The organism is Mycolicibacterium arcueilense (assembly GCF_058536225.1).
The window spans coordinates 1-24,223 of sequence record NZ_JBZTYL010000006.1 but is presented as its reverse complement, the minus strand read 5'-3'; the positions used below and the strand labels follow the sequence as shown (position 1 = coordinate 24,223).

Annotated in this window: 25 protein-coding genes and 1 tRNA gene; 11 read left to right on the top strand and 15 right to left on the bottom strand. The window is 66.3% G+C overall.

Annotated features, from left to right (window positions below; translation table 11 throughout):
* Positions 1-2 precede the first annotated feature (2 nt).
* Together AC4LGL_RS03150 and AC4LGL_RS03145 are read right to left on the bottom strand one after the other, a co-directional pair.
* On the bottom strand, positions 3-1,784 hold the full coding sequence (locus AC4LGL_RS03150; protein WP_491837592.1) for an N-acyl-D-amino-acid deacylase family protein: 1,782 nt from the start codon (positions 1,782-1,784) through the stop codon (positions 3-5).
* A 39-nt stretch (positions 1,785-1,823) separates the two neighbouring features.
* Positions 1,824-2,765: a GDP-mannose 4,6-dehydratase gene (locus AC4LGL_RS03145; protein WP_491837591.1), complete on the bottom strand. Its 942-nt coding sequence runs from the start codon at positions 2,763-2,765 to the stop codon at positions 1,824-1,826.
* 24 nt (positions 2,766-2,789) lie between these two features.
* Here AC4LGL_RS03145 and AC4LGL_RS03140 point away from each other — a divergent pair, with 24 nt between their 5' ends.
* From AC4LGL_RS03140 to AC4LGL_RS03110, 7 genes are all read left to right on the top strand, one after another.
* Entirely contained in the window at positions 2,790-4,547 is a 1,758-nt protein-coding gene (locus AC4LGL_RS03140) for a hypothetical protein (protein WP_491837590.1), read from the top strand.
* 124 nt (positions 4,548-4,671) lie between these two features.
* The gene (locus tag AC4LGL_RS03135) at positions 4,672-5,568 is read left to right on the top strand and encodes a hypothetical protein (protein WP_491837589.1); all 897 of its coding nucleotides are present in this window, start codon (positions 4,672-4,674) and stop codon (positions 5,566-5,568) included.
* Between the two features lie 6 nt (positions 5,569-5,574).
* Entirely contained in the window at positions 5,575-6,009 is a 435-nt protein-coding gene (locus AC4LGL_RS03130; RefSeq protein ID WP_491837588.1) for a hypothetical protein, read from the top strand.
* A 34-nt stretch (positions 6,010-6,043) separates the two neighbouring features.
* On the top strand, positions 6,044-7,429 hold the full coding sequence (locus AC4LGL_RS03125; RefSeq protein WP_491837587.1) for an EspA/EspE family type VII secretion system effector: 1,386 nt from the start codon (positions 6,044-6,046) through the stop codon (positions 7,427-7,429).
* Positions 7,426-7,938 (top strand): hypothetical protein, encoded by a 513-nt coding sequence (locus AC4LGL_RS03120; protein WP_491837586.1) that lies wholly within the window; start codon positions 7,426-7,428, stop codon positions 7,936-7,938. Before AC4LGL_RS03125 ends, AC4LGL_RS03120 begins: the two co-directional genes overlap by 4 nt.
* A 75-nt stretch (positions 7,939-8,013) precedes the next feature.
* A complete protein-coding gene (locus AC4LGL_RS03115; RefSeq protein ID WP_491837585.1) occupies positions 8,014-8,526 on the top strand; it encodes a hypothetical protein in 513 nt (170 codons plus the stop codon).
* Positions 8,527-8,703: 177 nt separating this feature from the next.
* Complete coding sequence (locus tag AC4LGL_RS03110; RefSeq protein ID WP_491837584.1) at positions 8,704-9,069, top strand: carboxymuconolactone decarboxylase family protein; 366 nt, start codon at positions 8,704-8,706, stop codon at positions 9,067-9,069.
* Here AC4LGL_RS03110 and AC4LGL_RS03105 read toward each other — a convergent pair.
* Positions 9,066-9,596, bottom strand: a complete 531-nt coding sequence (locus tag AC4LGL_RS03105; RefSeq protein ID WP_491837583.1) for a hypothetical protein — start codon at positions 9,594-9,596, stop codon at positions 9,066-9,068. The genes AC4LGL_RS03110 and AC4LGL_RS03105 overlap by 4 nt on opposite strands.
* 10 nt (positions 9,597-9,606) lie before the next feature.
* Complete coding sequence (locus AC4LGL_RS03100; protein ID WP_491837582.1) at positions 9,607-10,254, bottom strand: winged helix-turn-helix transcriptional regulator; 648 nt, start codon at positions 10,252-10,254, stop codon at positions 9,607-9,609.
* Between the two features lie 55 nt (positions 10,255-10,309).
* On the opposite strand from AC4LGL_RS03100, the gene AC4LGL_RS03095 reads away from it, so the two are divergent.
* Positions 10,310-10,729, top strand: a complete 420-nt coding sequence (locus AC4LGL_RS03095; protein ID WP_491837581.1) for a DUF1761 domain-containing protein — start codon at positions 10,310-10,312, stop codon at positions 10,727-10,729.
* Positions 10,730-10,757: 28 nt separating this feature from the next.
* Here the strand turns inward: AC4LGL_RS03095 and AC4LGL_RS03090 are convergent.
* Both AC4LGL_RS03090 and AC4LGL_RS03085 read right to left on the bottom strand, forming a co-directional pair.
* Positions 10,758-10,833: transfer RNA gene (locus AC4LGL_RS03090), tRNA-Thr, on the bottom strand.
* A gap of 56 nt (positions 10,834-10,889) precedes the next feature.
* Complete coding sequence (locus AC4LGL_RS03085; RefSeq protein WP_491837580.1) at positions 10,890-12,098, bottom strand: DNA polymerase III subunit delta'; 1,209 nt, start codon at positions 12,096-12,098, stop codon at positions 10,890-10,892.
* Here AC4LGL_RS03085 and AC4LGL_RS03080 point away from each other — a divergent pair.
* On the top strand, positions 11,983-13,806 hold the full coding sequence (locus tag AC4LGL_RS03080; RefSeq protein WP_491837579.1) for an adenylate/guanylate cyclase domain-containing protein: 1,824 nt from the start codon (positions 11,983-11,985) through the stop codon (positions 13,804-13,806). The genes AC4LGL_RS03085 and AC4LGL_RS03080 overlap by 116 nt on opposite strands.
* A 95-nt stretch (positions 13,807-13,901) precedes the next feature.
* On the opposite strand, the gene topA is transcribed toward AC4LGL_RS03080, so the two are convergent.
* The 3 genes from topA to AC4LGL_RS03065 all read right to left on the bottom strand — a co-directional run bounded on the left by topA (position 13,902) and on the right by AC4LGL_RS03065 (position 17,726).
* Complete coding sequence (gene topA / locus AC4LGL_RS03075) at positions 13,902-16,727, bottom strand: type I DNA topoisomerase (protein ID WP_491837578.1); 2,826 nt, start codon at positions 16,725-16,727, stop codon at positions 13,902-13,904.
* Positions 16,728-16,830: 103 nt separating this feature from the next.
* Positions 16,831-17,424: a hypothetical protein gene (locus tag AC4LGL_RS03070; RefSeq protein ID WP_491837577.1), complete on the bottom strand. Its 594-nt coding sequence runs from the start codon at positions 17,422-17,424 to the stop codon at positions 16,831-16,833.
* Positions 17,425-17,522: 98 nt separating this feature from the next.
* On the bottom strand, positions 17,523-17,726 hold the full coding sequence (locus AC4LGL_RS03065) for a cold-shock protein (RefSeq protein WP_003882601.1): 204 nt from the start codon (positions 17,724-17,726) through the stop codon (positions 17,523-17,525).
* Between the two features lie 299 nt (positions 17,727-18,025).
* Between AC4LGL_RS03065 and AC4LGL_RS03060 the strand changes: the two genes are divergently transcribed.
* Positions 18,026-20,389, top strand: coding sequence for a DNA 3'-5' helicase SftH (locus AC4LGL_RS03060; RefSeq protein ID WP_491837576.1), 2,364 nt, complete (start codon positions 18,026-18,028; stop codon positions 20,387-20,389).
* 279 nt (positions 20,390-20,668) lie between these two features.
* The gene (locus AC4LGL_RS03055) at positions 20,669-21,694 is read left to right on the top strand and encodes a PAS domain-containing protein (RefSeq protein ID WP_491837575.1); all 1,026 of its coding nucleotides are present in this window, start codon (positions 20,669-20,671) and stop codon (positions 21,692-21,694) included.
* Positions 21,695-21,704: 10 nt separating this feature from the next.
* Here the strand turns inward: AC4LGL_RS03055 and AC4LGL_RS03050 are convergent, their stop codons facing one another.
* The 6 genes from AC4LGL_RS03050 to AC4LGL_RS03025 form a co-directional block, all read right to left on the bottom strand.
* The gene (locus AC4LGL_RS03050) at positions 21,705-22,007 is read right to left on the bottom strand and encodes an Rv3654c family TadE-like protein (RefSeq protein WP_491837574.1); all 303 of its coding nucleotides are present in this window, start codon (positions 22,005-22,007) and stop codon (positions 21,705-21,707) included.
* Between the two features lie 40 nt (positions 22,008-22,047).
* The gene (locus tag AC4LGL_RS03045; protein ID WP_491837573.1) at positions 22,048-22,320 is read right to left on the bottom strand and encodes a TadE family type IV pilus minor pilin; all 273 of its coding nucleotides are present in this window, start codon (positions 22,318-22,320) and stop codon (positions 22,048-22,050) included.
* A gap of 62 nt (positions 22,321-22,382) precedes the next feature.
* On the bottom strand, positions 22,383-22,586 hold the full coding sequence (locus AC4LGL_RS03040) for a DUF4244 domain-containing protein (protein WP_491837572.1): 204 nt from the start codon (positions 22,584-22,586) through the stop codon (positions 22,383-22,385).
* A 27-nt stretch (positions 22,587-22,613) separates the two neighbouring features.
* Positions 22,614-23,195 carry a type II secretion system F family protein gene (locus AC4LGL_RS03035; protein WP_491837571.1) on the bottom strand — a complete coding sequence of 194 codons (582 nt, stop codon included), beginning with the start codon at positions 23,193-23,195 and terminating at the stop codon, positions 22,614-22,616.
* Positions 23,192-23,971 (bottom strand): type II secretion system F family protein, encoded by a 780-nt coding sequence (locus AC4LGL_RS03030; protein ID WP_491837570.1) that lies wholly within the window; start codon positions 23,969-23,971, stop codon positions 23,192-23,194. The genes AC4LGL_RS03035 and AC4LGL_RS03030 overlap by 4 nt, the downstream gene beginning before the upstream one ends.
* Positions 23,968-24,144 (bottom strand): hypothetical protein, encoded by a 177-nt coding sequence (locus tag AC4LGL_RS03025; protein ID WP_064884020.1) that lies wholly within the window; start codon positions 24,142-24,144, stop codon positions 23,968-23,970. The genes AC4LGL_RS03030 and AC4LGL_RS03025 overlap by 4 nt, the downstream gene beginning before the upstream one ends.
* Positions 24,145-24,223 lie beyond the last annotated feature (79 nt).

Below are 24,223 nucleotides of genomic sequence, written 5' to 3'. Positions count from 1 at the left end.
CTCTATACGGGTGCGCGGTCCAGTTGCTCAGCACCGGCCCGCAGGTAGCGGCCCGACTTCACCGATTCGCCGTAGCCGTCCCGGAACTGACCGTTGCGGAATACCACGGCACCGTTGACGGCGGTGGCGATGATGGCGTCGTCGCTGCGGTTCACCATCCGGCTCAGCCCGCCGTAGAACGGCACCGACTCCTCGTGATAAGCCTCGACCGTCTCGTTGAGGCCGGCTGGGTCGATCACCACGAAGTCGGCCCGGTCACCTTGGCGCAGGGTGCCGGCCGAGACGCCGAACCAGTCGGCCACCTCGCCGGTAAGCCGGTGCACGGCATGCTCGGTGGTCATGAACGGCCGACCGGCCAGCTGAGCATCGCGTACCCGCTTGAGCAGCTTCACCGGGTAGTTGTAGAACGCCATGTTCCGCAGGTGCGCACCGGCATCCGAGAAACCCATGTGCACCGAGGGATCCGTGGCGAGCTTGTCCAGGTACTTCGGCCGGTTGTTGGCCACGATGGTGGTCCAGCGCACGTTGCGCTCACCGTTGTCGACCAGCACGTCGAGGAACGCGTCGAGCGGGTGGATGCCGCGCTCGTCGGCGATCTGCCCGAAGCTCTTGCCCACCAGCGACTGGTCGGGGCATTCGACGATTGTGGCGTCGTGGAAGTCGCGGTGCCACAGGGTCGGTCCGAGCACCCGGCGGTCGAACGACTTGCGGAACCGGCGGCGGTACTCGGGGTCGGCGAGCAGCTTGTTGCGCTCGAACTGATCCTTGAGATGCAGCGCGGCAGTTCCGGCGCCGAACTCCTCGAACACGGGCAGATCGATTCCGTCCGAATACAATTCGAACGGCACCGGCAGATGCTGGAACCGGACCTTGGCGCCCAGGACCCGGTTGAGCAGCCGGATGCCCGGCCCGAGCACGTGCACCCCGACGGGCGCGGACTTGGCGTCGGCCGACACCAGCAGGCTCATCCGGACACCCTTGCGGCGGCCGAACAGTCCGCTGCTCTCCAGGAAGAAGTTCAGTGCCTCATAGGCTTTCGCCGTACTCGGCGCGCTCTGCAGCATCCGTCCGCGCTTGCGCAGCACCTTGATCAGCCGTCGACGCTCACGCCAGGTTGCGAACGTCGACGGCAACGCGCGGGACCGGAACCGGTCCCCGTCGAGCTTGTCGATCGCCGCGTCCATTCCGGACAGACCGAGCATGCCCGCTTCGAGCGCCTCGTCGAGCTTTGCCGCCATGGTCTCCAGTTCGGCGTCGGTCGGGGTGACACCACGGGTGGTGGCCCGGTCCAGCCCGAGCACCGAGGCCCGCAGATCCGAATGCCCCAGCAGCGATGCGACATTCGGGCCCAGCGGCAACTCGTCGATGACCTTCACATACTCGGCCGGGCCCGACCAGGTCTTGTGCTGCTCCAAGGCACCCAGCACGAACTGGCGCGGAACCGCCTCGACGCGACTGAACAGGTCAGCGGCGTCTTCGGTGTCGGCGTACACCGTCGACAGCGAGCACATGCCGAGCAGCACGGTGGTCACCCCGTGGCGCACCGATTCCCGCAGACCCGGATCGAGCAGCACCTCGGCGTCGTAGTGGGTGTGCACGTCGACGAAGCCGGGCAGCACCCATTTACCGCCGGCGTTGATGACGTCGGGACAACCGGTCTCGTCGAGCGGGGTGGCGGACACCGTGACCACTACCCCGTCGCGAATCCCCAGCGAACGGACCTGCGGCGGGGCGCCGGTGCCGTCGAACCACAAGCCGTTGCGAACGATGACGTCGTAGGACATGACGCAACGCTAAACGAGAAAGTGAGTACTCACAATCTTTTAGTGAGAATTACTCCGGAAGAATTCGACCGTCTTGGGGATACCCGCCGCCAGATCGACCTGCGGCCGCCAGCCCAGCACGTCCCGGGCCCGAGTGATGTCGAGCTGGGAACGACGCAGGTCACCGAGCCGCGGCGGGTGCATCTCCGGGTCGTCCGCGGCACCGACGGCCAGCGCGATCGCGGTGTGCATCTCGCGGGTCGAGGTCTCGACCCCGGTGCCGACGTTGAACCGCTGACCGCCGCCGTCCGGCCCGGACGCCTTGACGAAGGCGTCGACCACGTCGTCTACGTACACGTAATCGCGGGTGTCGGAGCCGTCGCCGAAGATCTTGGTGGGCCGCCCGGCCAGCAGTGCCTGGGCGAAGATCGCCACCACTCCGGCCTCGCCGTGCGGGTCCTGCCGCGGGCCGTAGACGTTGGCCGGCGCGATGTGTGAGCAGTCCAGGTTGTACAGATTGCGGAACATGTTGAAGTAGACCTCGCCGGCCACCTTGCTCGCCGCGTACGGCGACGCCGGATTCGTCGGGGTGTCCTCGCTCGTCGGATACGACGGCGGAGTGCCGTACACCGAGCCGCCCGACGACGTGTGCACCACCTTGCGCACTCCGGACTGCCGCGCCGCCTCGGCCAGCCGCACCACGCCCACCACATTCACCGTGGAGTCCAGCTGCGGATCGTCCACCGAGCGCTTCACCGAGATCTGGGCGCCCAGGTGAAAGATCACCTCGGGCTGGGTGTCCTTGAACAGGCCCAGCAGGTCGGCGTCGACGATGTCGGCCTTGACGAACTCGAAGTTGTCGCTGTTGTCGGCGCTGCTCAGGTTCTCTGCCCGCCCCGAGCTCAGGTCGTCCAGCCCGACGACGCTGTGCCCGTCCGCCAGCAGTCGGTCAACCAGGGTCGATCCGATGAAACCTGCCGCACCCGTGACTAGTGTTCGCACTCGCCCACCGTACAGTCGACAAGAGTGAACAAAGTCGCCCGTACAGCCGCCGCGCTCATCGCGCTGCACCTGGTGGTCCGGGCGGTACTCGCATTCGGTGGCTATTTCTACTGGGACGATCTGATCCTGATCGGCCGGGCCGGCACTCAGGATCTGCTGTCCCCGTCGTACCTGTTCGACGATCACGACGGCCACGTCATGCCCGCGGCGTTCCTGGTGTCCGGCGCGGTGACCCGGTTGGCCCCGTTCTCCTGGGTGCTGGCCGCGGTGAGCCTGGTAGTGATGCAGCTCCTGGCCTCACTGGCGCTGCTGCGGGCGCTGTGGGTGATCCTCGGCTGGCGGCCCGTGCTGCTGATCCCACTGACCTTCGCCTTGTTCACCCCGTTGGCCTTGCCCGGGTTCGCGTGGTGGGCTGCGGGGCTGAACACACTGCCGATGCAAGCAGCGCTGGCCTGGGTGGTCGGTGAGGCCGTGCTGCTGGTGCGCACCGGGTCTTCCCGGCACGCGGTTGTTGGTGTGCTCGTCTTTCTTGGCGGGTTGTTGTTCTTCGAGAAGGCCGCGGTGATCCCGTTCGTGGCGTTCGCGGTCGTCGCTCTCCTGGGGTACGTCACGGGGACCTTCGGCCTGCGCGATGTCTGGCGACGCGGCCTTCAGCTGTGGGTCGGGTCTCTGGCGCTCTTGGTGGCCTGGATCGGGGTTTACCTTCTCGTCGTCGACCAGAAGCGGTGGAGCTTCGATCTGGGGATGACCTGGGACCTGCTGAGCCGCTCATTTACCCACGGCATCGTGCCCGGGATCGTGGGTGGGCCGTGGTCCTGGCAACGCTGGGCACCCGCCTCACCGTGGGCCACCCCACCCGTCTCGGTGATGGTGCTGGGCTGGGTGGTGCTCGTTGTCGCCGTTGCGGTGGTGCTGGTGCGCAAGACCCGCATCTGGCCGGTGTTGGTCGTGGCCCTGGGTTACGCCGTCGCCTGCCAGATCCCGATCTATCTGATGCGCTCGTCGCGGTTCACCGCCTTGGAGCTGGCCCAGACGCTGCGCTATCTGCCGGACCTCGTGGTGGTGCTGGCGCTGTTGGCGGCGGTGGGGTTCTGTGCGCCGAACCGGGAATCCTCGCGCCTGCTTTCGGCATCACCGGCGCGCACTGCCGTATGTGTCAGTGTTGCCGTGCTTTTCGTGGCGAGCAGCCTGTATTCGACGTTCACCTTCCTCAAGGTGTGGCAGGACAACCCGGTGCCCGCCTATCTGAACAATGCGCGCGCGTCGCTGGCGTCCACCTCATCGGTTGCACCACTGCTGGACCAGGAGGTCGATCCGCTGATCCTTCAGCGGGTGGCCGCTCCGGAGAACCTGGCCAGCCACATGTTCGCCCTGGCCTCGCCACGTCCCGAGTTCGCCTCGGCGACAACCGATCTGCGAATGTTCGACCGGACCGGGACGCTGTTGCCTGCGAAAGTGACGTGGGTGCGCACCATCGTCGAGGGCCCGGCACCCAAGTGCGGCTTCCTGGTCCAGCCCGACGAACCCGTCGTCATGCCGCTCGACGGGCCCCTGCTGCCGGCCGATTGGACCGCCGAGATCAACTATCTGGCCAACAGCGACGGTTCCCTGACCATGGCCCTCGCCGAAGGCCCTGAGGTGAAAGTGCCGGTACGGCCCGGCCTCAACCGGGTGTTCGTCCGACTGCCCGGCGCCGGGCAGTCCATTTCCGTGCAGGCCAACACCGCCGCGCTGTCGGTCTGCATCTCCCCCGGACCCGTCGGATTCCTGGCACCGAAGTAGATCAGCTGCTGAGATACTGACGGTTGACTGTCGAAATCCTGGTGGGGGGGCGTTCTGTGGGCAGACAGCGATGACAACGCTGCGCCGCGAGTGGTGTCGACACATCTGTGGGCTCACATTGGTCATGGCTCTCCTCGCACTCGTCGGCTGTAATTCACGCGCCGAACCCACACTTCCCTCCGACACAGATCCCGCCACAATCTCCGACCGGGTCAACCGAGCCGACGGTCCGGAGTTCCTGCGGGACATCACGTCTGCGGAGTGGCCCGACAACGGCCGACGTGCGGCCGAACTCTTCGTATGGATTCCGCGCGATGCGCATTCAACCGATCGCACCGCAGCCACTCGCGCCGGCCAAACGGCGCACGCCATCGCTTCGTTCATCGCCGACAACAAGGGCGAACCTGCGAATACCCCCGCCAATCCCCCTGTTTGGCAAGCCTTTGCCCGCAGCCTCGGCCCTTACGTCGGCGCGATGGTCGGCGACGCGACGGGAGTCGAGGGCTTCGACTCGTTGGACGGCCCGGGTTCGCAGATGCGGCGTACTGCGGCCCTGTTCGCCGCGATGACCAAAGACAACGACGCCAACCAAGTCTTGATCGACGCGGTCTCAGAGCGCGCGCACGGCTACGAGGTCGCATTCGCCAAAGCCGCGGTGGCCGAACCGTTGTTGGCCGACCGAGGGGCCGCACAACAAGCGGACCTGCTTCGCGCCGCTACCTTGCGCAGTCTCGTTGCCACCGGAGCGCATCTGGCGGGGAAGAGGCCGCCCCCGACACCCGCGCATGCCCAGACTGAACTCGCTTATCAGGTCGCAGTGCTCACCGCTCGCCCGGATGATCCTCACATCAATGATGGGTTCTTCAGTGGTGGACGGCTTCTGCCCCCGAGTGACATCGCCGAGGCCGACTGGAGCATCTACGACACTCAGCTGACGGTGTATCTGACACCGTGGCCGCGCATCAACGACGCGATCCGTCAGTTCGGCGATGAGTACGACGTTATCGCTCGCGGACAGTGAAGACAGGTGGTCAGCACGGTGATCCGCCAACTAGCCATCACAGCATTGGTCGCCTGCCTGCTCGCTGGTTGTGGACTCTTCGGCAGCCCGAGTCCACATGACGACCGCTTCGCGCGACCGGACCATCCGAAGGACTCACCGTCCGGGCAGTATGCGGTGGCGGTGGACATGGGACCGAATCAGAACGGTGTCGACACCTGGGTGGCAGTGATCCGGGACAACGCAACGGGCGCCGAGGTGTTCCGCGACTCGAACTCCTACAGCAGCCGTCACGGCGTCGGCATCACCTGGCTGTCCACCAGTGACCAATTATGGTTGCTCTCCAGCGATGTCGGAACTGCGCACGTCGACCGGAAACCCGATGGGACCTGGATCAAGACCAGCATCTATCCGGAAACAGTCGGCGACATCCCCGAAGAGATCACAGCTCTCGGTGGCTGAGCATCGCGGTCGATGAGTGCTGAGATACTGACCGGTGACTGCCAGGATCCAGTCGAGGGGGAGTTTTGTGAGCGCGCTTGACGGCTTCTATTCCACGTGGAACAAAGCGCGGGCAACCTTCGGGGTCGGTACGCCCGTCGACGGCTCCCAGCATGACGGCAGCTCCCAGCTACTGCGGATGAAGGGCATGGTCGAATCGGCCGCCCAGCACGATGGCTGGCAAGGAAAGGGCGCCGAGGCCTATGCCGCAGCCAACAAACAGCATGCAGCCGTCTACCAGAAACTCGCCGACCTCGACAAAAAGATGGCTGCCGAGGTCACGAATGCCGCGAACATCGTCACCAACGGTCGCACTCAACTCGACACCACAAAGTCCTGGGTCGACAGCGCCGTGAACTCACTGCCCAGCTCGCTCAGCCCCCAGGCTCGCGAAAACAGCCTGATACCGATCGCCAATCAGGGCATCACCCAGGTCAAAAACGCCGTCAGCACTGCCAACGGAGACATGCTCAAGATCGGTTCTCGCATCACCGACATCAAGAACCAGTACGACGAGCTGCAGAACCAGAAGCTCGGGCCGGACAAGGACGGCAAGGATTCGAAGGACCCCGACGGCGGCGAGGCGCCAGCCGAGCCTGGATCGAAACCCGGTGAGCCAGGCGGGCCTGAGTTTGTCATCGGACCTCCTACGAAACCCGACATCTCCTGGGACGAAGACTTCAAATACGGTTCCGCCGAGCCCGGGGTCGGTGATTACCTGAAGCGAGCCGAATGGGAGGCAAAGCTTGCGGGTGGCCGTTTGCTGCGAAGCGACCTCGACGACGCGACTCAGATGTATCGGCACTATTGGGATAACGACGGAAAACCAATCGAATTCGATTACGAAGAGGCCTACCGTGAGGACCCAGGTATCCGCGCCAACGTCGACGATCAGATCAGCCGAGCACAACGTGGGGCTGAAGAACTGATCCGGGGCGGCAACACGTCATTCTCGATGACCGGCGATGCGACACAGACCGCGAACTACCCGACCACTGAAAATTGGCAGAAAGCAGTTGGCGGATACCAACAATGGAGCAGTGCGGACGTCAAGGTCGAAGGCAACAAGGTCACGATGACGGTGACAGTGCACGCCGAAGACCACTACAACTTCAATCGCGGTCAATCCGACATTGGGACCGGAGCGTCCGACAACGACAACGGTAGGTTCACCGAGCTGGGATGGGCCAAGCCGTTCGATTCCCACGGGGAAGTCACCCGGACAGTTACCTGGGAACTCGGGAGCGCGCCGACAGCCGATCAAGGGAGCTCACCCCAATTCAATCCGGGACGGGAAGACCGGGTGGACGGCAGAGGCAGCCCAGGTGGAATTCGAGTACCCGATAACAATCGCAACACCGGAGGTGTGACACTGCCGTGACGAATTCTTTTGGGGCGAAAAGGATCAGCGCCGCAGCCCTGTCATTAACCTTGCTCATCTTCGCGCTTACAGCATGTTTTCCCAGTTCGCATGATCGGCAACCGATGGAGGGCACCGTGAACACCCCTGCCGCCAAGACCACGTCAAATCCGGTCCGGCACGAACTGGAGCCATTGACCAAACGCTTCCCCGCGCTCGGGTCACCAGTCACCGCCTCGTGGGTTAGCGGAGACATGGGTGATCCGCAGGCCCCAGGGCCGTCGTTGTACTGGATCGACAGCATCGTCGAACTCAGCCCGGCAGTCGCGAACGATCTGAAAACGAGGTATCGAGCCGTTCCGACCGCCAACCAGCCCGATGTCTGGGAAACGCTGAGAGGAGTTCTGCCACAAGGCGGCCTGCTCGGCAGCGAGCAACTCAACGCGGCGTTCACCTCTACCAGGATCAAATCTAAGGCCTACCTAGCCGAGAATTCGCCGGTCATCGTCATTACCGCAATTGGGGAGTAGACGGGCAATCAGTTGATCTCAAATCCGCCACACACTGGTGGTACGCCGATGAAAACTAGAATTCTCGTCGCCATCATGACCGGGCTCTGCCTGACCCCCACCGCCTGCACCGCCGAAGGTTCATCCGTGAATGCTGTTGTGCCCCAATCGCAACAACAAGCCCAGGACACGCTCATGAGCTACCTGAAGCGCACCCTGCACGGGCTGCCGGCAGGCACCGTCATAGACGCCACCCGATACGGTTCAGCTGGCTCAACCGGGTACTGCGACGACAACGACAGCACACCCACCGCTCCGAGGAATTTCAGCACCATCGGTGAACTGCACTCACCCCCGGGAACCGACAACGACGCCACCGTGAGAAAGGTTGGCGAGATCTGGAGCAGCTGGGGATGGAAAGTGGTCGAGCGCGACGAGTTCCGGAAGCCCAACCAGTTCGGATATGGCCCTGATGGCTACCGCGTACAGATCGTTTCTGCGTCACCGACAAATTTCCCGCCCACCGTCAATGCAATCTCGCCTTGCTCCCCGGGGACCATCGCGCGTGATGGCACCGCCTTCCCGATGCAGATCGCATCGGACAGTTAGTTGGTGGGCGTGCCCTGCCGACAATGGGAGCAATCCACGAGCCCGACTGAGCCCGTTGCCCTGATGAGATCAATGGACTCGTCGCTGAATCTCGCGGCACCCCTCCACGACGGGTCGAACACGCTCGTCATGCGATCGGTCGACGAGTGATGCGGAGCCCGTGCCAAGCTGGCAGGCATGACTGACGTACGCGAACAGGGTCTGCGGGTCCTCCAGGAGATGGTGCCGCATCTGCCGGCAGACGTCGTCGAGCCGGACGGCAGGTTCGGCGATGAGCTGATGGCCATCGGTGTCGACAACGTCTTCGGCCGGTTGTGGAGCCGTGACGGGTTGAGCCGGCGTGACCGCAGCCTGGTCACGATGGGCATCTTGATCGCCCTGCGGGCCACCGATGAGTTCGAGTCGCACGTCAGGATCGGCCTCCGAAACGGCCTCACCGAGGACGAGATCGCCGAGGTCATCTACCACGCCAGCGGTTACGCGGGATTCCCCGCTGCGAACACCGCCCGCAACGTGGCGCGTGCAGCGCTGGCCAAGGACTAGAAGACCCGGCTGCCCTTCTCCGACAGCTCGAAGCCGTGGTCGCCGACCACGCACACCGTGCTCACCTCGGTGGCGGCACACGTCCCGGTGTCGGGGTAGACGAGCTTGCTGCCCGCGGGAAGCAACTTGTAGTCAGCTGGATCAACCGTGCGGTCGCGCGGCTCCTTGTAGTCCGTGTACTTCTCCATGCCCGCCAGATCGCCGGTGGAAAACCTCGCCGGATCGACCGACATGGCCGCGAAGACGTTGACGAGGTTGCTCGAGGTACCGGGCAGCTCACCCCAGCAACTGGCCTGCTTCATGGGTGGATTGGCACGGCCGGTGTACGAAATTCGGCAGCGGTACCCGCCCGGGGTGGCGAACTGCGCGCCGTTCGTCGTCGGGTAGTTGTAGTACGTGTTGTAGGGGTGAACATCCACCGCGGTGTAACCACCGAGATCCGGGATCTGCCCCGGGCCGGCCCCGGCCACCGGCGATGTCAGTGAAACCGCTGCTGCGAGAGCCGCACCCACCACCATCCGCCGCATAGCGGTGAGCTTATCGGCCCGGCGGGAACGCCGAATGCAGCAATTTCACGTCGCCCTGGAAAGCTCCGTCGGCGAGGGCCTGGTCCACGGTGATCGCGCCGACGGCGAGTCCTACGACGCTGTCCGGCGAGGCGGTGAGGACCGTGCCGGGCCGCTCCTTCGGGACGAAGGCACTCGGACCGTGCTCATCGATGCGCAAGGTCATCAGAAAGCCGTCGGTCTCGATCCCGAGTTCGACGGCCGGGGTGGCCGTGACGCCGAGAAGTAGGGCAGGCAGGGCGAGGGTGAGCCAGCGAGGCCGGAATTCATCTTCGCCACGCCCCGTCGCCAGCAGCGGAACGCCCCACCTTCCGAGCGCCTCCATCGGCTCGCGGAGCGCCGCACCCCAGGGCGTGAGTCCGTAGACGACCCCGGTGTCATCGAGGCGTCGTTCGACGATTCCGTTCGTCTCCATGGTGCGAAGCCGCTCCGCCAGGAGATTGGTGGCGATCCCTGCGAGCGAGGCCTTCAGCTCGCCGTACCGCATCGCACCGGGAAGCAACTCCCGCACGATCAGCAGCGTCCAGCGGTCACCCACAACATCCAGCGACCGAGCGAGAGCGCAGAACTGCCCGTAGGAGCGGGAAACTTTTCCAGTTTGATTGATATTTTCAACCATACTTGATTTTATCAATCAGGTTGGGAGGATGTCGGACGAGGAGGGGTGATTTCGAATGGTGCTGAGCATCAGTTGGTTGGCAGTAGTCGTGGCCACCGCGGTCGGAATGGCGATCGCGTGGGTCTGGTACAGCGATTGGGGCCTGGTCGGCAGCGCCTGGCGACAGCTGACCGGGGTGACCAAGGAGGACTCGGAGCGAGTGGGCAAGCGCCCCTTCGTCGTTCTACTGGTGTCGCTACTCGTGACGGCGATCGCGCTCACCGCCGCCTGCTCTATTACCTTCGGGTTCTTCGGCAGTAATTCCCTCTGGCTCGCCCTGGCGGTCGGAGCTGCGGCCTGGCTCGGGCTGTCGCTGTCTACGTTGGCACAGCACAACGCTTTCGAGTTGAAGCCGGCACGGCTCACCGTGATCAATAGCGCGTATCAACTAGTGCTATTTGTCGGCATGACCATTGCCATCGGGCTGCTGCACTAGCGAGTGCAGCAGCCCAGGCGAACACGCGTGGAGCCACCCAGGGGAATCGAACCCCTGACCTATTCATTACGAGTGAATTGCTCTACCGACTGAGCTAGGGTGGCGCACCCGGGCGAACCGGGCGGCACCACTTTACGGCAGACGCCGCCCAGGACCCAACTCACCCACGTAGCGCCTGCCCGACGGTAGCCACCATGGCGTCGACGGCGAACTTCGGTTTGACGTTGATCGCCAGCGCCTCGCGGCATTCCAGCACCGCCTCGATGCAGCGCAGCAGCCGGTCCGGCGGCACGTGGGCGGCCATGGCCTCCACTTTCTCGGCCATGTCCGGGTGGTTCGCGGTGACGCCGCCGGCACCCGACGACACCAGCAGGGCATCGCGGAAGTAGGTGGCCAGGTCGATCAGGGCCCGGTCCAACGCATCGCGATTAGCCCGCGTCCGTCGCGACTTCTGCCGATTCTCCAGCTGCTTGAGCACGCCGGCCGTTCCCCGGGTGGTGGCGGCGGTGCCCTTGCCGGTCCCGCCGGCGCCCAGCGCCGTCTTGAGCTCCTCGGTCTCGGCCTCATTGCGTCCCGCGGTCAACGCCAGTGCCTCGGACTCGGCGACGGCCACCATCTCCTCGGCCGCCGCGAACGCCCGCGCCGGCGTCGCAGCGTCCCGGGCCAGCCCGAGCGCCCTTTTCCGACGGTCCCTGGCCTCGGGATCGGTCGCCAACCGCCGGGCCCGCCCCACATGGCCGCCGCTGACCGACGCCGCCCAGCGTGCGTCCGCCTCGGGCAGCCCGTCACCGGAGATCAGCACGTCGGCGATGGCGTCGACCGACGGCGTGGTCAGCGCCACGTGCCGGCAGCGGGAGCGCAGCGTGATCGCGATGTCCTCGGGGTCCACCGACGGCGCACAGAGCAGGAACACTGTCGACGCGGGCGGCTCCTCCACCACCTTGAGCAGGGCATTGGCCGCGCCCTCGGTGAGCCGGTCGGCATCCTCGATCACCACGACCTGCCAGCGCCCGGTTCCGGGCCGACGCGAGGCGATCTGGACGATCTCGCGCATCTCCTTGACCGCAATCGACAGTCCCTCGGGCACGATGCGGCGCACATCGGCGTGGGTTCCGGCCATCGTCGTCGTACAGGCGCGGCATTCACCGCACCCCGGCGTCCCTTGTGACGTGCACTGCAAGGCCGCCGCAAAGCACAGTGCGGCCACCGAACGCCCCGATCCAGGCGGGCCGGTGATCAGCCAGGCATGTGTCATGGTCCCGACGGTGATGCCACTGTGTGGCGAATCACCTCGGGCCGCCGACGCGGCCGCCACCAGCTCCTGTTCCACCGCATGCTGGCCCACCAGCCGCGAAAAGACCCCGCTCATCGTCCCCAACAGTAGTGGTCAAGCCGACACAACCACGTCACAGCAGGCGCTCAACGTCCCCGGCGCCCGATACGGTGAACGGGTGACCGCGCAGGCTTTACCCGTAAGGCGAATCAATGCATTCGTCCGATGGGTGGCGCGTACCCCGTGGCCGGTGTTCACGCTGGGCATGCTGCAGGCCGACATCATCGGCGCGCTGTTCGTGCTCGGCTTCCTGCGGTTCGGTCTGCCTCCCGAGGACCGCATCCAGCTCCAGGATCTGCCGGTGCTCAACCTGGCGATCTTCCTGGGGTATCTGTTCGTGTCGTTCACCGTCGGCGCGTACCTGGCCCTGCGGCTGCTGATCCCGGTGATCCGGTGGCAGCGCCGCGACACCCTGCTGTCGAAGTCGGACCCCGGCATCACCGAGTTGGCCCGCGTACGGGCGCTGAAGATGCCCTTCTACCGCACCCTGATCAGCGTCACGAACTGGCTGCTGGGCTCCATCGTGTTCATCGTGGCCAGCTGGCCGGTGGCCAGTAAGTCGGCTCCCGTGGTTCTCGTCGCCACCGCCCTCGGGGCGACGGCCACGGCGATCATCGGCTACCTGCAGTCCGAGCGGGTACTGCGGCCGGTCGCGGTGGCCGCGCTGCGCGGCGGGGTTCCGGAGAACTTCCGCGCCCCCGGGGTGATCCTGCGCCAGGTGCTGACCTGGGTGCTCTCGACGGGCGTGCCCGTCCTGGCCATCGTCCTGGCGCTGGTGGCCAGCAAGTTCTCGATCCTGACCGCCTCTGCAGATCGGCTGATCACCCCGCTGTTGCTGTTGGCTGTGGCCGCGCTGGTGATCGGCCTGTCCGGCACCGTGCTGGTGGCGATGTCGATCGCCGATCCGCTGCGCCAGCTGCGCTGGGCGTTGGGCGAGGTGCAGCGCGGAAACTACAACGCGCACATGCAGATCTACGACGCCAGCGAGCTGGGCCTGCTGCAGGCCGGGTTCAACGACATGGTGCGCGAGCTGGCCGAGCGGCAACGCCTACGTGACCTGTTCGGCCGCTATGTGGGTGAGGACGTGGCCCGACGCGCCCTGGAACGCGGCACCGAGCTGGGCGGCCAGGAACGCGATGTGGCGGTGCTGTTCGTGGACCTGGTGGGGTCGACGCATCTGGCATCGACGATCCCGGCCGGCGACGTGGTCAACCTGCTCAACGAGTTCTTCCGGGTCATCGTCGACACGGTCAACCGGCACGGCGGGTTCGTCAACAAGTTCCAGGGTGACGCGGCCCTGGCCATCTTCGGCGCCCCGATCGAGCATCCCGACGCCTCCGGCGGTGCGCTGGCCGCATCCCGAGAACTGCACGACGAGTTGCTCAGCGTGCTGGGCACCGACACCGAGTTCGGTATCGGTGTCTCCGCCGGACGCGCGATCGCCGGCCACATCGGTGCTCAGGCCCGGTTCGAGTACACCGTGATCGGCGACCCGGTGAACGAGGCCGCCCGCCTCACCGAGCTCGCCAAACTGGAGGAAGGCCATGTGCTGGCCTCGGCGATCGCGGTCAGCGGCGCCCTGGACGCCGAGGCTCTGAGCTGGGATGTCGGCGAGATCGTCGAACTGCGCGGACGCACCGTGCCCACCCAGCTGGCCCGCCCGATGAACCTGGTCCTGCCCCGGGATCTGGAGCGCGAAGCCGAAAGCAACGTCACCGACGACGACGTGCGAAGCTCGACCTAGTCGCACCCCACCGCCGAATGGCCGGTTATTGCACGCCTTTTCGCGAAGTGCGTGACATAACTGGCCACTCGTTGCACAACAACGGCTAGAGAAGGTCAGGCCTTCTTGGCGGCGGCCTTCTTCGCCGGCGCCTTCTTGGCAGCGGTTTTCTTGGCGGCAGCCTTCTTCGCCGGAGCCTTCTTGGCAGCCTTCTTCACCGGACCGCGGGCCCGGCGATCAGCCAGCAGTTCCGAGGCACGCTCGTCGGTGATCGAGGCGACGTCGTCGCCCTTGCGCAGGCTGGCATTGGTCTCACCGTCGGTGACGTACGGACCGAATCGCCCGTCCTTGATCACCATCGGCTTACCCGAGGCCGGGTCGGTGCCCAGCTCACGCAGCGGCGGGGCCGCAGCGGCCTGGCGCCCACGGCGTTTCGGCTCGGCGTAGATCTTGAGAGCCTCTTCGAGGGTGATGGTGAACATCTGCTCCTCGGTGGCCAGCGAACGAGAGTCGGTGCCGCGCTTGAGATACGGACCGTAGCGGCCGTTCTGCGCGGTGATCTCCTCGTTGTTCGACGGGTCGACACCGACCACCCGGGGCAACGACAGCAGCTTGAGCGCGTCGTCCAGCGTCACGGTCTCCAGATCCATTGTGCGCAACAGAGATCCGGTGCGCGGCTTGGGTCCGGTGGGCTTCTTGCCCTTCTTGGCCGTCGTTCCCGCATCGGGATCTTCGGGGGGTTCCGGGAGAATCTCGGTGACGTAGGGGCCGAATCGTCCATCCTTGGCGACGATCTCGTGTCCGGACACCGGGTCGACACCCAGCACGCGGCCCTCTTGCGGTGTGGCGAAAGCCTTCTCGGCCAACTCGAGGGTCAGCTCGTCGGGCGTCAGCTCATCTTTGAGGTTGGCGCGCTGCGGCTTGAGCTCCCCCGGATTGTCCGGATCGGCAATCATCCGCTCCAGGTACGGTCCGTTGCGACCGACCCGGACCACCACCGCGCGACCTTCGTCGTCATCGAAGAGCTTGATGGAGTTGACTTCTCGCGCGTCGATGCCTTCGAGGTTGCCGCCGACGAGGTGCTTGAGGCCACCGGCGCGGGCGATCGATCCCTCGACGCCGTGCTCACCGCCGAAGTAGAAGTTCGACAGCCAGTTGGTGCGTTGTTCCTGGCCGTTTGCGATCTCGTCAAGCTCGTCTTCCATGGCCGCGGTGAAGTCGTAATCCACCAGCCGGCCGAAGTGCTGCTCCAGCAGTCCGATGACGGCGAAGGCGACCCACGACGGGACCAGCGCACTGCCCTTTTTGACCACGTAGCCGCGGTCCTGGATGGTCTTGATGATCGAGCTGTACGTCGACGGACGGCCGATACCGAGTTCTTCGAGGGCCTTGATCAGCGACGCCTCGGTGTAGCGGGCCGGCGGGCTGGTGGTGTGCCCGTCGGCGGTCAGATCGGCGGCGTCGACGCGCTGACCCTGGGTCAGGTTCGGCAGCCGGCTCTCGGCGTCGTCGGCCTCACCGCCGGCCTGCTCGTCGAGGCTCTCGACGTAGGCCTTCAGGAAGCCCGCGAACGTGATGGTGCGGCCGGACGCGTTGAAGACGACCTGCTCGCCGCCCGCAGCCGTCCCGGCAATCCGCAGCGACAGCGTGGTGCCGCGCGCGTCGGCCATCTGCGAGGCCACGGTGCGCTGCCAGATCAGCTCGTAGAGCCGGAACTCGTCGGTGTCGAGCTGCGCGTGCAGCTGCCCCGGGGTCTGGAACACGTCACCGGAGGGGCGGATCGCCTCGTGCGCCTCCTGGGCGTTCTTGACCTTGCGGGTGTACTGCCGCGGTGACGGATGCACGTACTCGTCACCGTAGAGCTGCCGCGCCTGGTTGCGCGCAGCATCAATGGCGCTGGCCGACAAAGTCGTCGAGTCGGTACGCATATAGGTGATGTAGCCGTTCTCGTACAACCGCTGCGCGATGCTCATGGTGCGCTCCGAGGAGAACCGCAGCTTGCGGGCGGCCTCCTGCTGCAGCGTGGAGGTCATGAACGGCGCGTAGGGCTTGCGCGTGTACGGCTTCTGCTCGACGGAGCTGACGGCCAACTGGGCGCCGCGCAGACCGGCAGCCAGGGCCCCGGCGCTGGCCTCGTCGAGCACCAGCACCTCGTCGGGCTTCTTCAGCTGGCCCAGCGAGTCGAAATCACGACCGGCGGCGACGCGGCGGCCGTCGACGGTGTTGAGCTTGGCGGTGAACTTGGGCGGCGTGGCCTGCGGGTCGGAGACCGACGCGTCCAACTCGGCGCTGACGTCCCAGTACCCGGCGCTGCGGAACGCCATGCGCTCCCGCTCACGCTGCACGATGATGCGCGTGGCCACCGACTGCACCCGGCCTGCCGACAGCTTCGGCGCGACCTTCTTCCACAGCACGGGCGACACTTCGTAGCCGTAGAGCCGGTCGAGGATGCGGCGGGTTTCCTGCGCGTCGACCAGCGCGATGTCCAGGTCGCGGGGGTTTTCCGCGGCGGCCCGGATCGCGGGTTCGGTGATCTCGTGGAACACCATCCGCCGGACCGGCACCTTGGGCTTCAGCGTCTCCAGCAGATGCCAGGCGATCGCCTCACCCTCGCGGTCACCGTCCGTTGCGAGGTAGAGCTCGTCGACACCCTTGAGCAGGTCTTTGAGCTCGGTGACCGTGCTCTTCTTCTCCGGGCTGACGATGTAGAGCGGTTCGAAGTTGTCGTCGACATTGACCCCGAGGCGCGCCCACGGCTCGGATTTGTACTTGGCCGGCACGTCAGCGGCATTGCGCGGCAGGTCACGAATGTGCCCGCGGGAGGATTCGACCACGTAATTGGAGCCCAGGTAGCCGGCGATTTTGCGCGCCTTCGTCGGCGACTCGACAATCACGAGTCGCCGGACATTCCCCTTGCTACCGCTGCCGCTATCGCCAGCCAACTGTGCTTACGCTCCACTCCTATAGTTGCCGCGCCACGCCCGGCAACTGACAATTTCGCATTACGCGCGAGCCTACGCAAACCGGCTCTCCGCGTATGCATCATTAAATACGTGGCCAATGCGCCAACGCGGAGGTATCCCCGGGCGGTTCCCCGACATTCTCTACCAGGCGTGACAGGCGTCGGCGCCCACTGATCCGCAGCGCCGGATGGGAGCCCCTGGTCCCGATCAGGGTCGGGGCGATTCCCACCCGCATCAAGGCCGCTGCCAGCGCCGCGTAGGTGTCGGGCGCATGCGGGTCCAGCCCTAGCAGGTAACGGTCGTCGGCCTCGGGCGTGCCCGCGGCCAGCGTCCAGGCCCGCAACTCGCGGGCGCCGGGCAGCCATCGGGGCGGCACTGTCTTGACCGCGCCCCTGGTCCACTCCTCCGCGATCAGCATCAACTGCGGATCCAGCGCCGTACGCACCAGCGGGTTGTTCTCGTCGGTCCGGGAGATCTCCGGAACCAGCCCGACCTCGGTGATCATGTCGGCCAGGCCCTGGGCACGCCACAGCTCGGCGACGACCACCGAGAACCGGGCCGCCTGCCGACCACTGTTGCCCGCCAGAACGATCTGTCCCGGCCCGGCAAGCAGCCCGGTCAGGTCGGCCACCGCAGGCGGCACCGACTCAGCCGAGAAGAAGGACAGCTGGCTCACAAACCGACACTAGGCCAGCGCAGGCTGCAAAAACGAGAACACCCCCGCGGTGTCCGATTTTGGACTCACACGGGGGTGTCTCTTTGGGTTTGTTTGGCTCAGATGGCCCGAACACCCGTGGCCTGCGGCCCCTTGGGGCTCTGGCCGACCTCGAACTCAACCTTCTGGTTCTCCTCCAGGGTGCGGAATCCGCTGCCCTGGATTTCCGTGTAGTGGACAAACACGTCGGCAGAGCCGTCCTCCGGAGCAATGAAGCCGAAGCCCTTCTCCGCGTTGAACCACTTCACAGTTCCCTGTGGCATCTTTTGTTCTTTCCTTCTCTTTCAACCGGGTGCGGTCCACCTACTTCCGGTGCACCGGGCCCGTTCCGACCGCCATACCAACGCGCGAGTCGACCGGAACTGACCCGACCTACAACCCTCGCAGGAACCGCGATCGCAACGACGATCCTGCGAGTGCGAGTACAAACACAGAAGCTGCGACCGTGATCAGTCAACCATGTTCGAGGCTGCTGCGACAGTCTCGGTATTCGGCGCGTGGTGAACAATTCGTTTACAAATCCGAGCGGTTGTCGGCGGGGTAGATCGTAGGAGGACAGACAGTGCTGGATCAGGGGTCGGATTTCGGCCGTGAGCTGCTGGCTTGCGCTGTCGACGGCACCCCATCCGGGGAAGATCCGCTACGACATGTTGCGGATATACCGGCACGACCCGGCAAACCAGATCGATGGCCGCAATGGGCCCATCCGGAGGTCGTTCAGGCTTTGCAGGACCGCGGCGTCACCGCACCGTGGTCACATCAGCTCGCCGCCGCCGAACTGGCCCGCGCCGGCCGACATGTGGTGGTCTCCACCGGCACCGCATCGGGTAAGTCCTTGGCCTACCAACTACCGATCCTGTCGGCATTGGCCGAGGACCGGCAGACCCGGGTGCTGTACCTGTCCCCGACGAAGGCGCTCGGGCACGACCAACTGCGTACGGCACAGACCCTGACGGAGACCGTCGCCGCTCTGCGTGACGTGGCGCCGGCACCGTATGACGGTGACAGCCCGACCGAGGTGCGCCGGTTCGCCCGGGAACGGTCGAGATGGATTTTCTCCAATCCGGACATGATCCATCTGTCGCTGCTGCGCAACCATGCCCGGTGGGCGGTGTTCCTGCGTCACCTCAAGTACGTCGTGGTCGACGAGTGTCATTACTACCGTGGCATTTTCGGTTCCAACGTGGCGATGGTACTGAGGCGCCTGTTGCGATTGTGCGAACGATATGCGGCCGACGGCGCTGAGCCTTCTATACCGACGGTGATCTTCGCGAGTGCCACGACGGCGTCACCGGCCGAGACTGCCGCGGAGTTGATCGGGCAGACGGTGGCCGAGGTGACCGAGGACGGCTCACCGCAGGGCGCGCGCACGATCGCGTTGTGGGAACCGGCCCTGCTCGACGAGCTCACCGGTGAGAACGGCGCGCCGGTGCGGCGTTCGGCCGGCGCCGAGGCCGCCCGGGTGATGGCGGACCTGATGTCCGAGGGCGCACGCACGTTGACCTTCGTCCGGTCCCGGCGCGGCGCCGAGCTCACCGCGCTGGGAACCCGGGCCCGGTTGGAGGACACCGCACCCGAGCTGGCCGATCAGGTGGCGTCCTACCGGGCCGGTTTTCTCGCCGAGGACCGCCGCGAACTGGAACACGCCCTGACCGACGGCCGGCTGCGCGGGCTGGCCACCACCAACGCGCTGGAGCTCGGTATCGACATCGCCGGACTCGATGCGGTGGTGATGGCGGGGTTCCCCGGCACCGTCACCTCGTTCTGGCAGCAGGCCGGGCGGTCCGGCCGGCGCGGGCAGGGCGCGCTGATCGTGTTGATCGCCCGCGACGATCCCCTCGACACCTATCTGGTGCACCATCCCGCGGCACTCTTGGACAAGCCGATCGAGCGGGTGGTCATCGACCCGACGAATCCGCACGTGCTGGGCCCGCAGTTGCTCTGCGCCGCAGCCGAGCTGCCGCTCACTGCGGCCGAGGTCCGGTTGTGGAACGCCGAGGCGGTGGCCGAAACCCTGGTCGACGACGGCCTGCTCCGAAAACGTCCCAGCGGCTATTTCCCCGCGCCCGGGGTGGATCCGCACCCGGCCGTGGACATCCGCGGCTCCAGCGGCGGCCAGATCGCGATCCTGGAGGTGGACACCGGCAGGATGCTGGGCAGCACCGGCGCCGGGCAGGCGGCGGCGTCGTTGCATCCTGGCGCGGTATATCTGCACCAGGGCGAGACCTTTCTGGTCGACTCGTTGTCCTTCGAGGACGGTGTGGCGTTCGTGCATCCCGCCGATCCCGGCTACAGCACGTTCGCCAGGGAACTCACCGACATCGCGGTCACCGGTCCCGGCGAGCGCAGGACGTTCGGCCCGGTCACCGTGGGCCTGGTCCCGGTGTCGGTGACCAACACCGTGGTCGGCTACCTGCGCCGCCGCATCGACGGTGAGGTCATCGATTTCGTCGAGCTCGACATGCCACCCAGCACCCTGGACACCATGGCCGTGATGTGCACGATCACTCCGGAAGCGTTACAGGACAACGGCATTGATCTGCTGACCATGCCTGGGAGTCTGCATGCCGCCGAACACGCAGCGATCGGCCTGCTGCCACTGGTGGCCAGTTGCGACCGCGGCGACATCGGCGGCGTCTCGACGGCCGTCGGACCGGTGGACGGCCTGCCGTCGATCTTCGTCTACGACGGCTATCCCGGCGGGGCGGGTTTCGCCGACCGCGGATTCCGCAATCTGAGTACGTGGTGGGGCGCGACCGCCGACGCCATCGAGGCTTGTGAGTGCCCGCAGGGTTGTCCCTCGTGCGTGCAGTCACCGAAATGCGGCAACGGGAACGAACCGCTGGACAAATCGGGCGCGATACAAGTGCTCCGCCTGGTGCTCGGCGCGCTGAGTACGTCCTCAGCGGACCCCCGACCGCGTTGACGACCGACCCCTCGACGGCCGACTACGCGGATCTACAACTGCGTGGCTGCATTCGGCCACGCCGAACACACAGACGGTGCGACGAACGGTCGGACAACGCGATCCGTTCCCAATCCCGGAGGCCGGGCGCAGTGGCAAATTACGTGAACTCACTCATGTTTGCAACCCGACAGACCCGGCTTCGGGTATCCGCGACCGTAATCCGCAGTTTTCTCCTGCGGATCACGTCGTCGTCGCAGGCGTAATGCAGCTACCCACACCCCCGGTAAAATGCCGCGCATGACCCACGACTGGCTGCTCGTGGAGACACTGGGTAGCGAGCCTGCCGTGGTCGCGCGAGGTCTGCAGACGAAGAACCTCGTCCCGATCAGTGTGTTTCTACGACGAAATCCGCATCTGATGGCAATTCAGAGCGCCATCAGGGAAACCGTCCAAGCCGGCCAGGGTCTCAGCAGCATCACACCCAAGAATGACCGCGTAATCCGCACCGAGGTGGTGCGGATGTCCGACGGACACATCCACGGCGTCCACGTCTGGATCGGGCCGACCGACGTCGACCCACCCCAGCGGCCCGTTCCCGGCCCGCTGATCTGGGACCTCACCGCAGGCGTGGCCACCGATACCCCCGAATCGCTGCGCAACAGCGGAATGAACCCGGAAACCGAAGCCACCCACGACCGGACGTTCGCCGACGATCTGCCCGCCCGGGACCTCAACGGCAGCGAGGCCAAGGTGCTGGCCATGACCGTCAAGCCCGTGGTCGGCAACACCCTGTGCACCACCTGGGATGTCACCGACCATCGCGGGGAGACCATCACGGTGGGATTCGTGGCCCGGGTGACCCTGGAGCCGCACGACGACGGCGCCGACCGCATGGTCTGCCGGGCCATGAACTGGCGCAGCGAACGCGACACCCCGGTGACACCCGTCGACAACCTGGCCCAGCGCATCCTCAACGGACTTGCCTGCCCCGGTGTACACCGGGCCCTGGTCGGCCTCGACGACTGGAAGTTGTTGAAGTGGCTCGACGAGCCCGCACCGTTCTTCGACTGGCGTCACCGCGACGGCGGCCCGGCCCGCATCCACCCGGCCGACGCCCGGCACATGGCCCGGATGACCACCGATTTCACCGACGGTGTCACCACGGCGGTGCTGCGGATGCGCGCCGAAGAAGGCGGCTGGCAGCCGGTCCACATGACGATCAACCGGATCGAACTCGACGAGGACACGTTCGCCGGCCTGATCGCCCTGCGGCTCCCGACCGACGACGAGGTCGCCGCAGCGGATCTCGACCGGCTCGACTAAGCAACCTCGGCTAGGCGACGGTGTCCACCGGTCCGGCACGAGCGGCTGCGCGGGCCGGGCCGACGCCCCATCGGCCGAGGCGCACCGGGACCGATACCTCCAGCACCACGTCGAGGCCGTCGATCCGGCAAGCGCCCAGGGCCGAACGCAGTCGTACCGCAATCTGGGTGGCCTGCGCGCACGCCGCGTCCGGTCCGGAGACCACGGCGCCGGCAGCGCCGAGGGCGGCCAGATCCGCTGTGGCCTGGGCCCGGTGCCGGGCCGTGACGGCGGCACCGAGGTAGACGCCACCCGCCGCGAATGCGATCACCATCGCGATCATCGCCGCGGCCAACAGCGTGGCCGAACCGCGCTCACCCGATTCCGGGTTCGGGCACCGCGGCTGCCTCGGCGGACACCGTGAACCCCGGCAGTGCCGTCGCGGCGCTGACCCGGGCGACCACCAGACCGCCGTCGCGGCCGAGATGCACCACCGCGCCGGACGGGGCGATACGCCGAGCGGCGGCCGTGGCCGTATCGCCCTCACCTCGGGCCGCCAGGCGGGCGGCTTCGCGGGCCGCGTCGATACACCGGATCTGCATGCCCACCGCACCGAGGCCACCGACACACAACACCAGGACAGCCACCAGTGATGCGATGGCAAAGGCCGCCTCGACGGTGACCGCACCCCGGTCATCCAGCCGGTCATCTAGACGTTGGTATTCAGCGCCCGGCTGATGATGTTCGTCAGCGCGCTCACGATCGAATCCCCCGTGACCACGGTGTACAGGATCGCTCCGAACGCCGCGGCGGCGATCGTGCCGATCGCGTATTCGACGGTGCTCATCCCCGATTCGTCGAGCATCAGCAGTGCCGCCCTGGCATTCACCCGCTGAAACATGCTTCCCGCCATGATATTTCCTCCCTCTGCGATGTGCACTCACAACAAACCTGACCCCAGTACGTCACCGGCCAGGCCGGCGACCACAGGAATCACACCCAGGCACACGAACGCCGGCAGATAACACAGCCCCAACGGTCCGGCGACCAGTACCGAGGCCCGTTCTGCCACCGCGTCGGCCGCGGCAGTGGCATCGTGTCGAGACTGAGCGGCCAGCTCGGCCACGCCGTCGGCCAGAGCGCTGCCCGAGGCCGCCGAGCGGCGGGCCAGCCGCAACAGGGCCTCGGCGTTCTTGTCCTGCGGCACCGCGTCATTGCCACCGGACCAGGCCGTGGCCGGATCCGCGCCGAGCGCCAGGAGCTCGGCCGCGCGCCGCAACATCGGCGCCAGTGACGGTGGGGCCGATGCGGTGGCGGCCGCCGCCGCGGTCGATACCGCCATCCCTGCGGCCAGACATGCGGAGAACAGGTCGAACGTCGAGGCTGCCGCGAGCGGATCATCGGTGCGCACCCGCCGCGGGTCCGCCCGCAGACGCGGTGCGGGCGCGGCGCGCGACCGCACCCGCGCCGGATCTGCACCGACCAACAGTGCCACAGCGAGAAATACTGCTGCCCAACTCATCTCAGTGCCCGTTCGGTGATCCGGTCCGACCACGTCAGTCCGGCGCAGGCCAGCAGGACCCCGATCACCAGTAGCCAACCGCCTGCCCCTGGCCCGCACAGAAACGCCAGGGGCTGCGCGCCGATCAACTGTCCCAGTGCAATCCCGGCCACCGGCAGCCCGGCCAGCACCGCTGCCGTCGCCCGGGGGCCCGCCATCGCCGCTTCGACGTGAGAGGAAAACCGTTCGCGCTCAACGATGTCGCGCTGTGCGGTGCGCATCAGCGTGGCGATCGAAAGGCCGTATGTGTGAGCCAGTCGCCAGCAGACCGCGAGCCGTTCCCAGTGCATCGGCAATTGCGAAGTCGCCGCGACATCCTCCAGGCCCGCCGCGACATCGGCGCCCAGGCGGGCCCGGGCGGCGACAGCGCCCATGCCCTCGCGTACTGCCCCCGACACCTCGCCGGCCGCAGTGCCGAAGGCGCTCACCGGATGGACGCCGGTACGCAGTTCACCCACCAACACGTCCAAGGCGGCCTGCAGTGACGCCGATTCCTCCAGCTGCCGCCGCCATGCATGGTGACGCCGCCGGCGTGCGAAGACCGTCCCCGATACCAGTGCCGTGGCCACCGCGACCGGCGGCGAAACCAGCCAGGCCAGAACAACTCCCACCACCACGACGATGGGTGCTGCCCGAACGCGCCGCCGAGGAGCCTCCGCCCGCAGCGCCGCAGCTCGGCGGGGCGTGACCGGCCACAGCAGAAGTGCGGCAGCCAAGGCCAGTGCACTCGCCGTCACGGCGATACCCGCCGGTCCACCAGAGCATCGAGAATCTCTGCACCGCAGCCCAACCCGGTGTCGGCGTCCCATGCCGTCACCACCTCGAGCTCACCCCGGGCCGCGCGGCGCAGCACCGCGATCTCGGAGAGCCTGCGCCGCCCGGCGCCGTCCCGGCCGACATGAAGCAACACCTGCCCCGATTATCAGTAGTTAACTACACAATGTGGGCGCACAATGCGTGTTGAACTGCGTATTTATCGTCGGGTACAT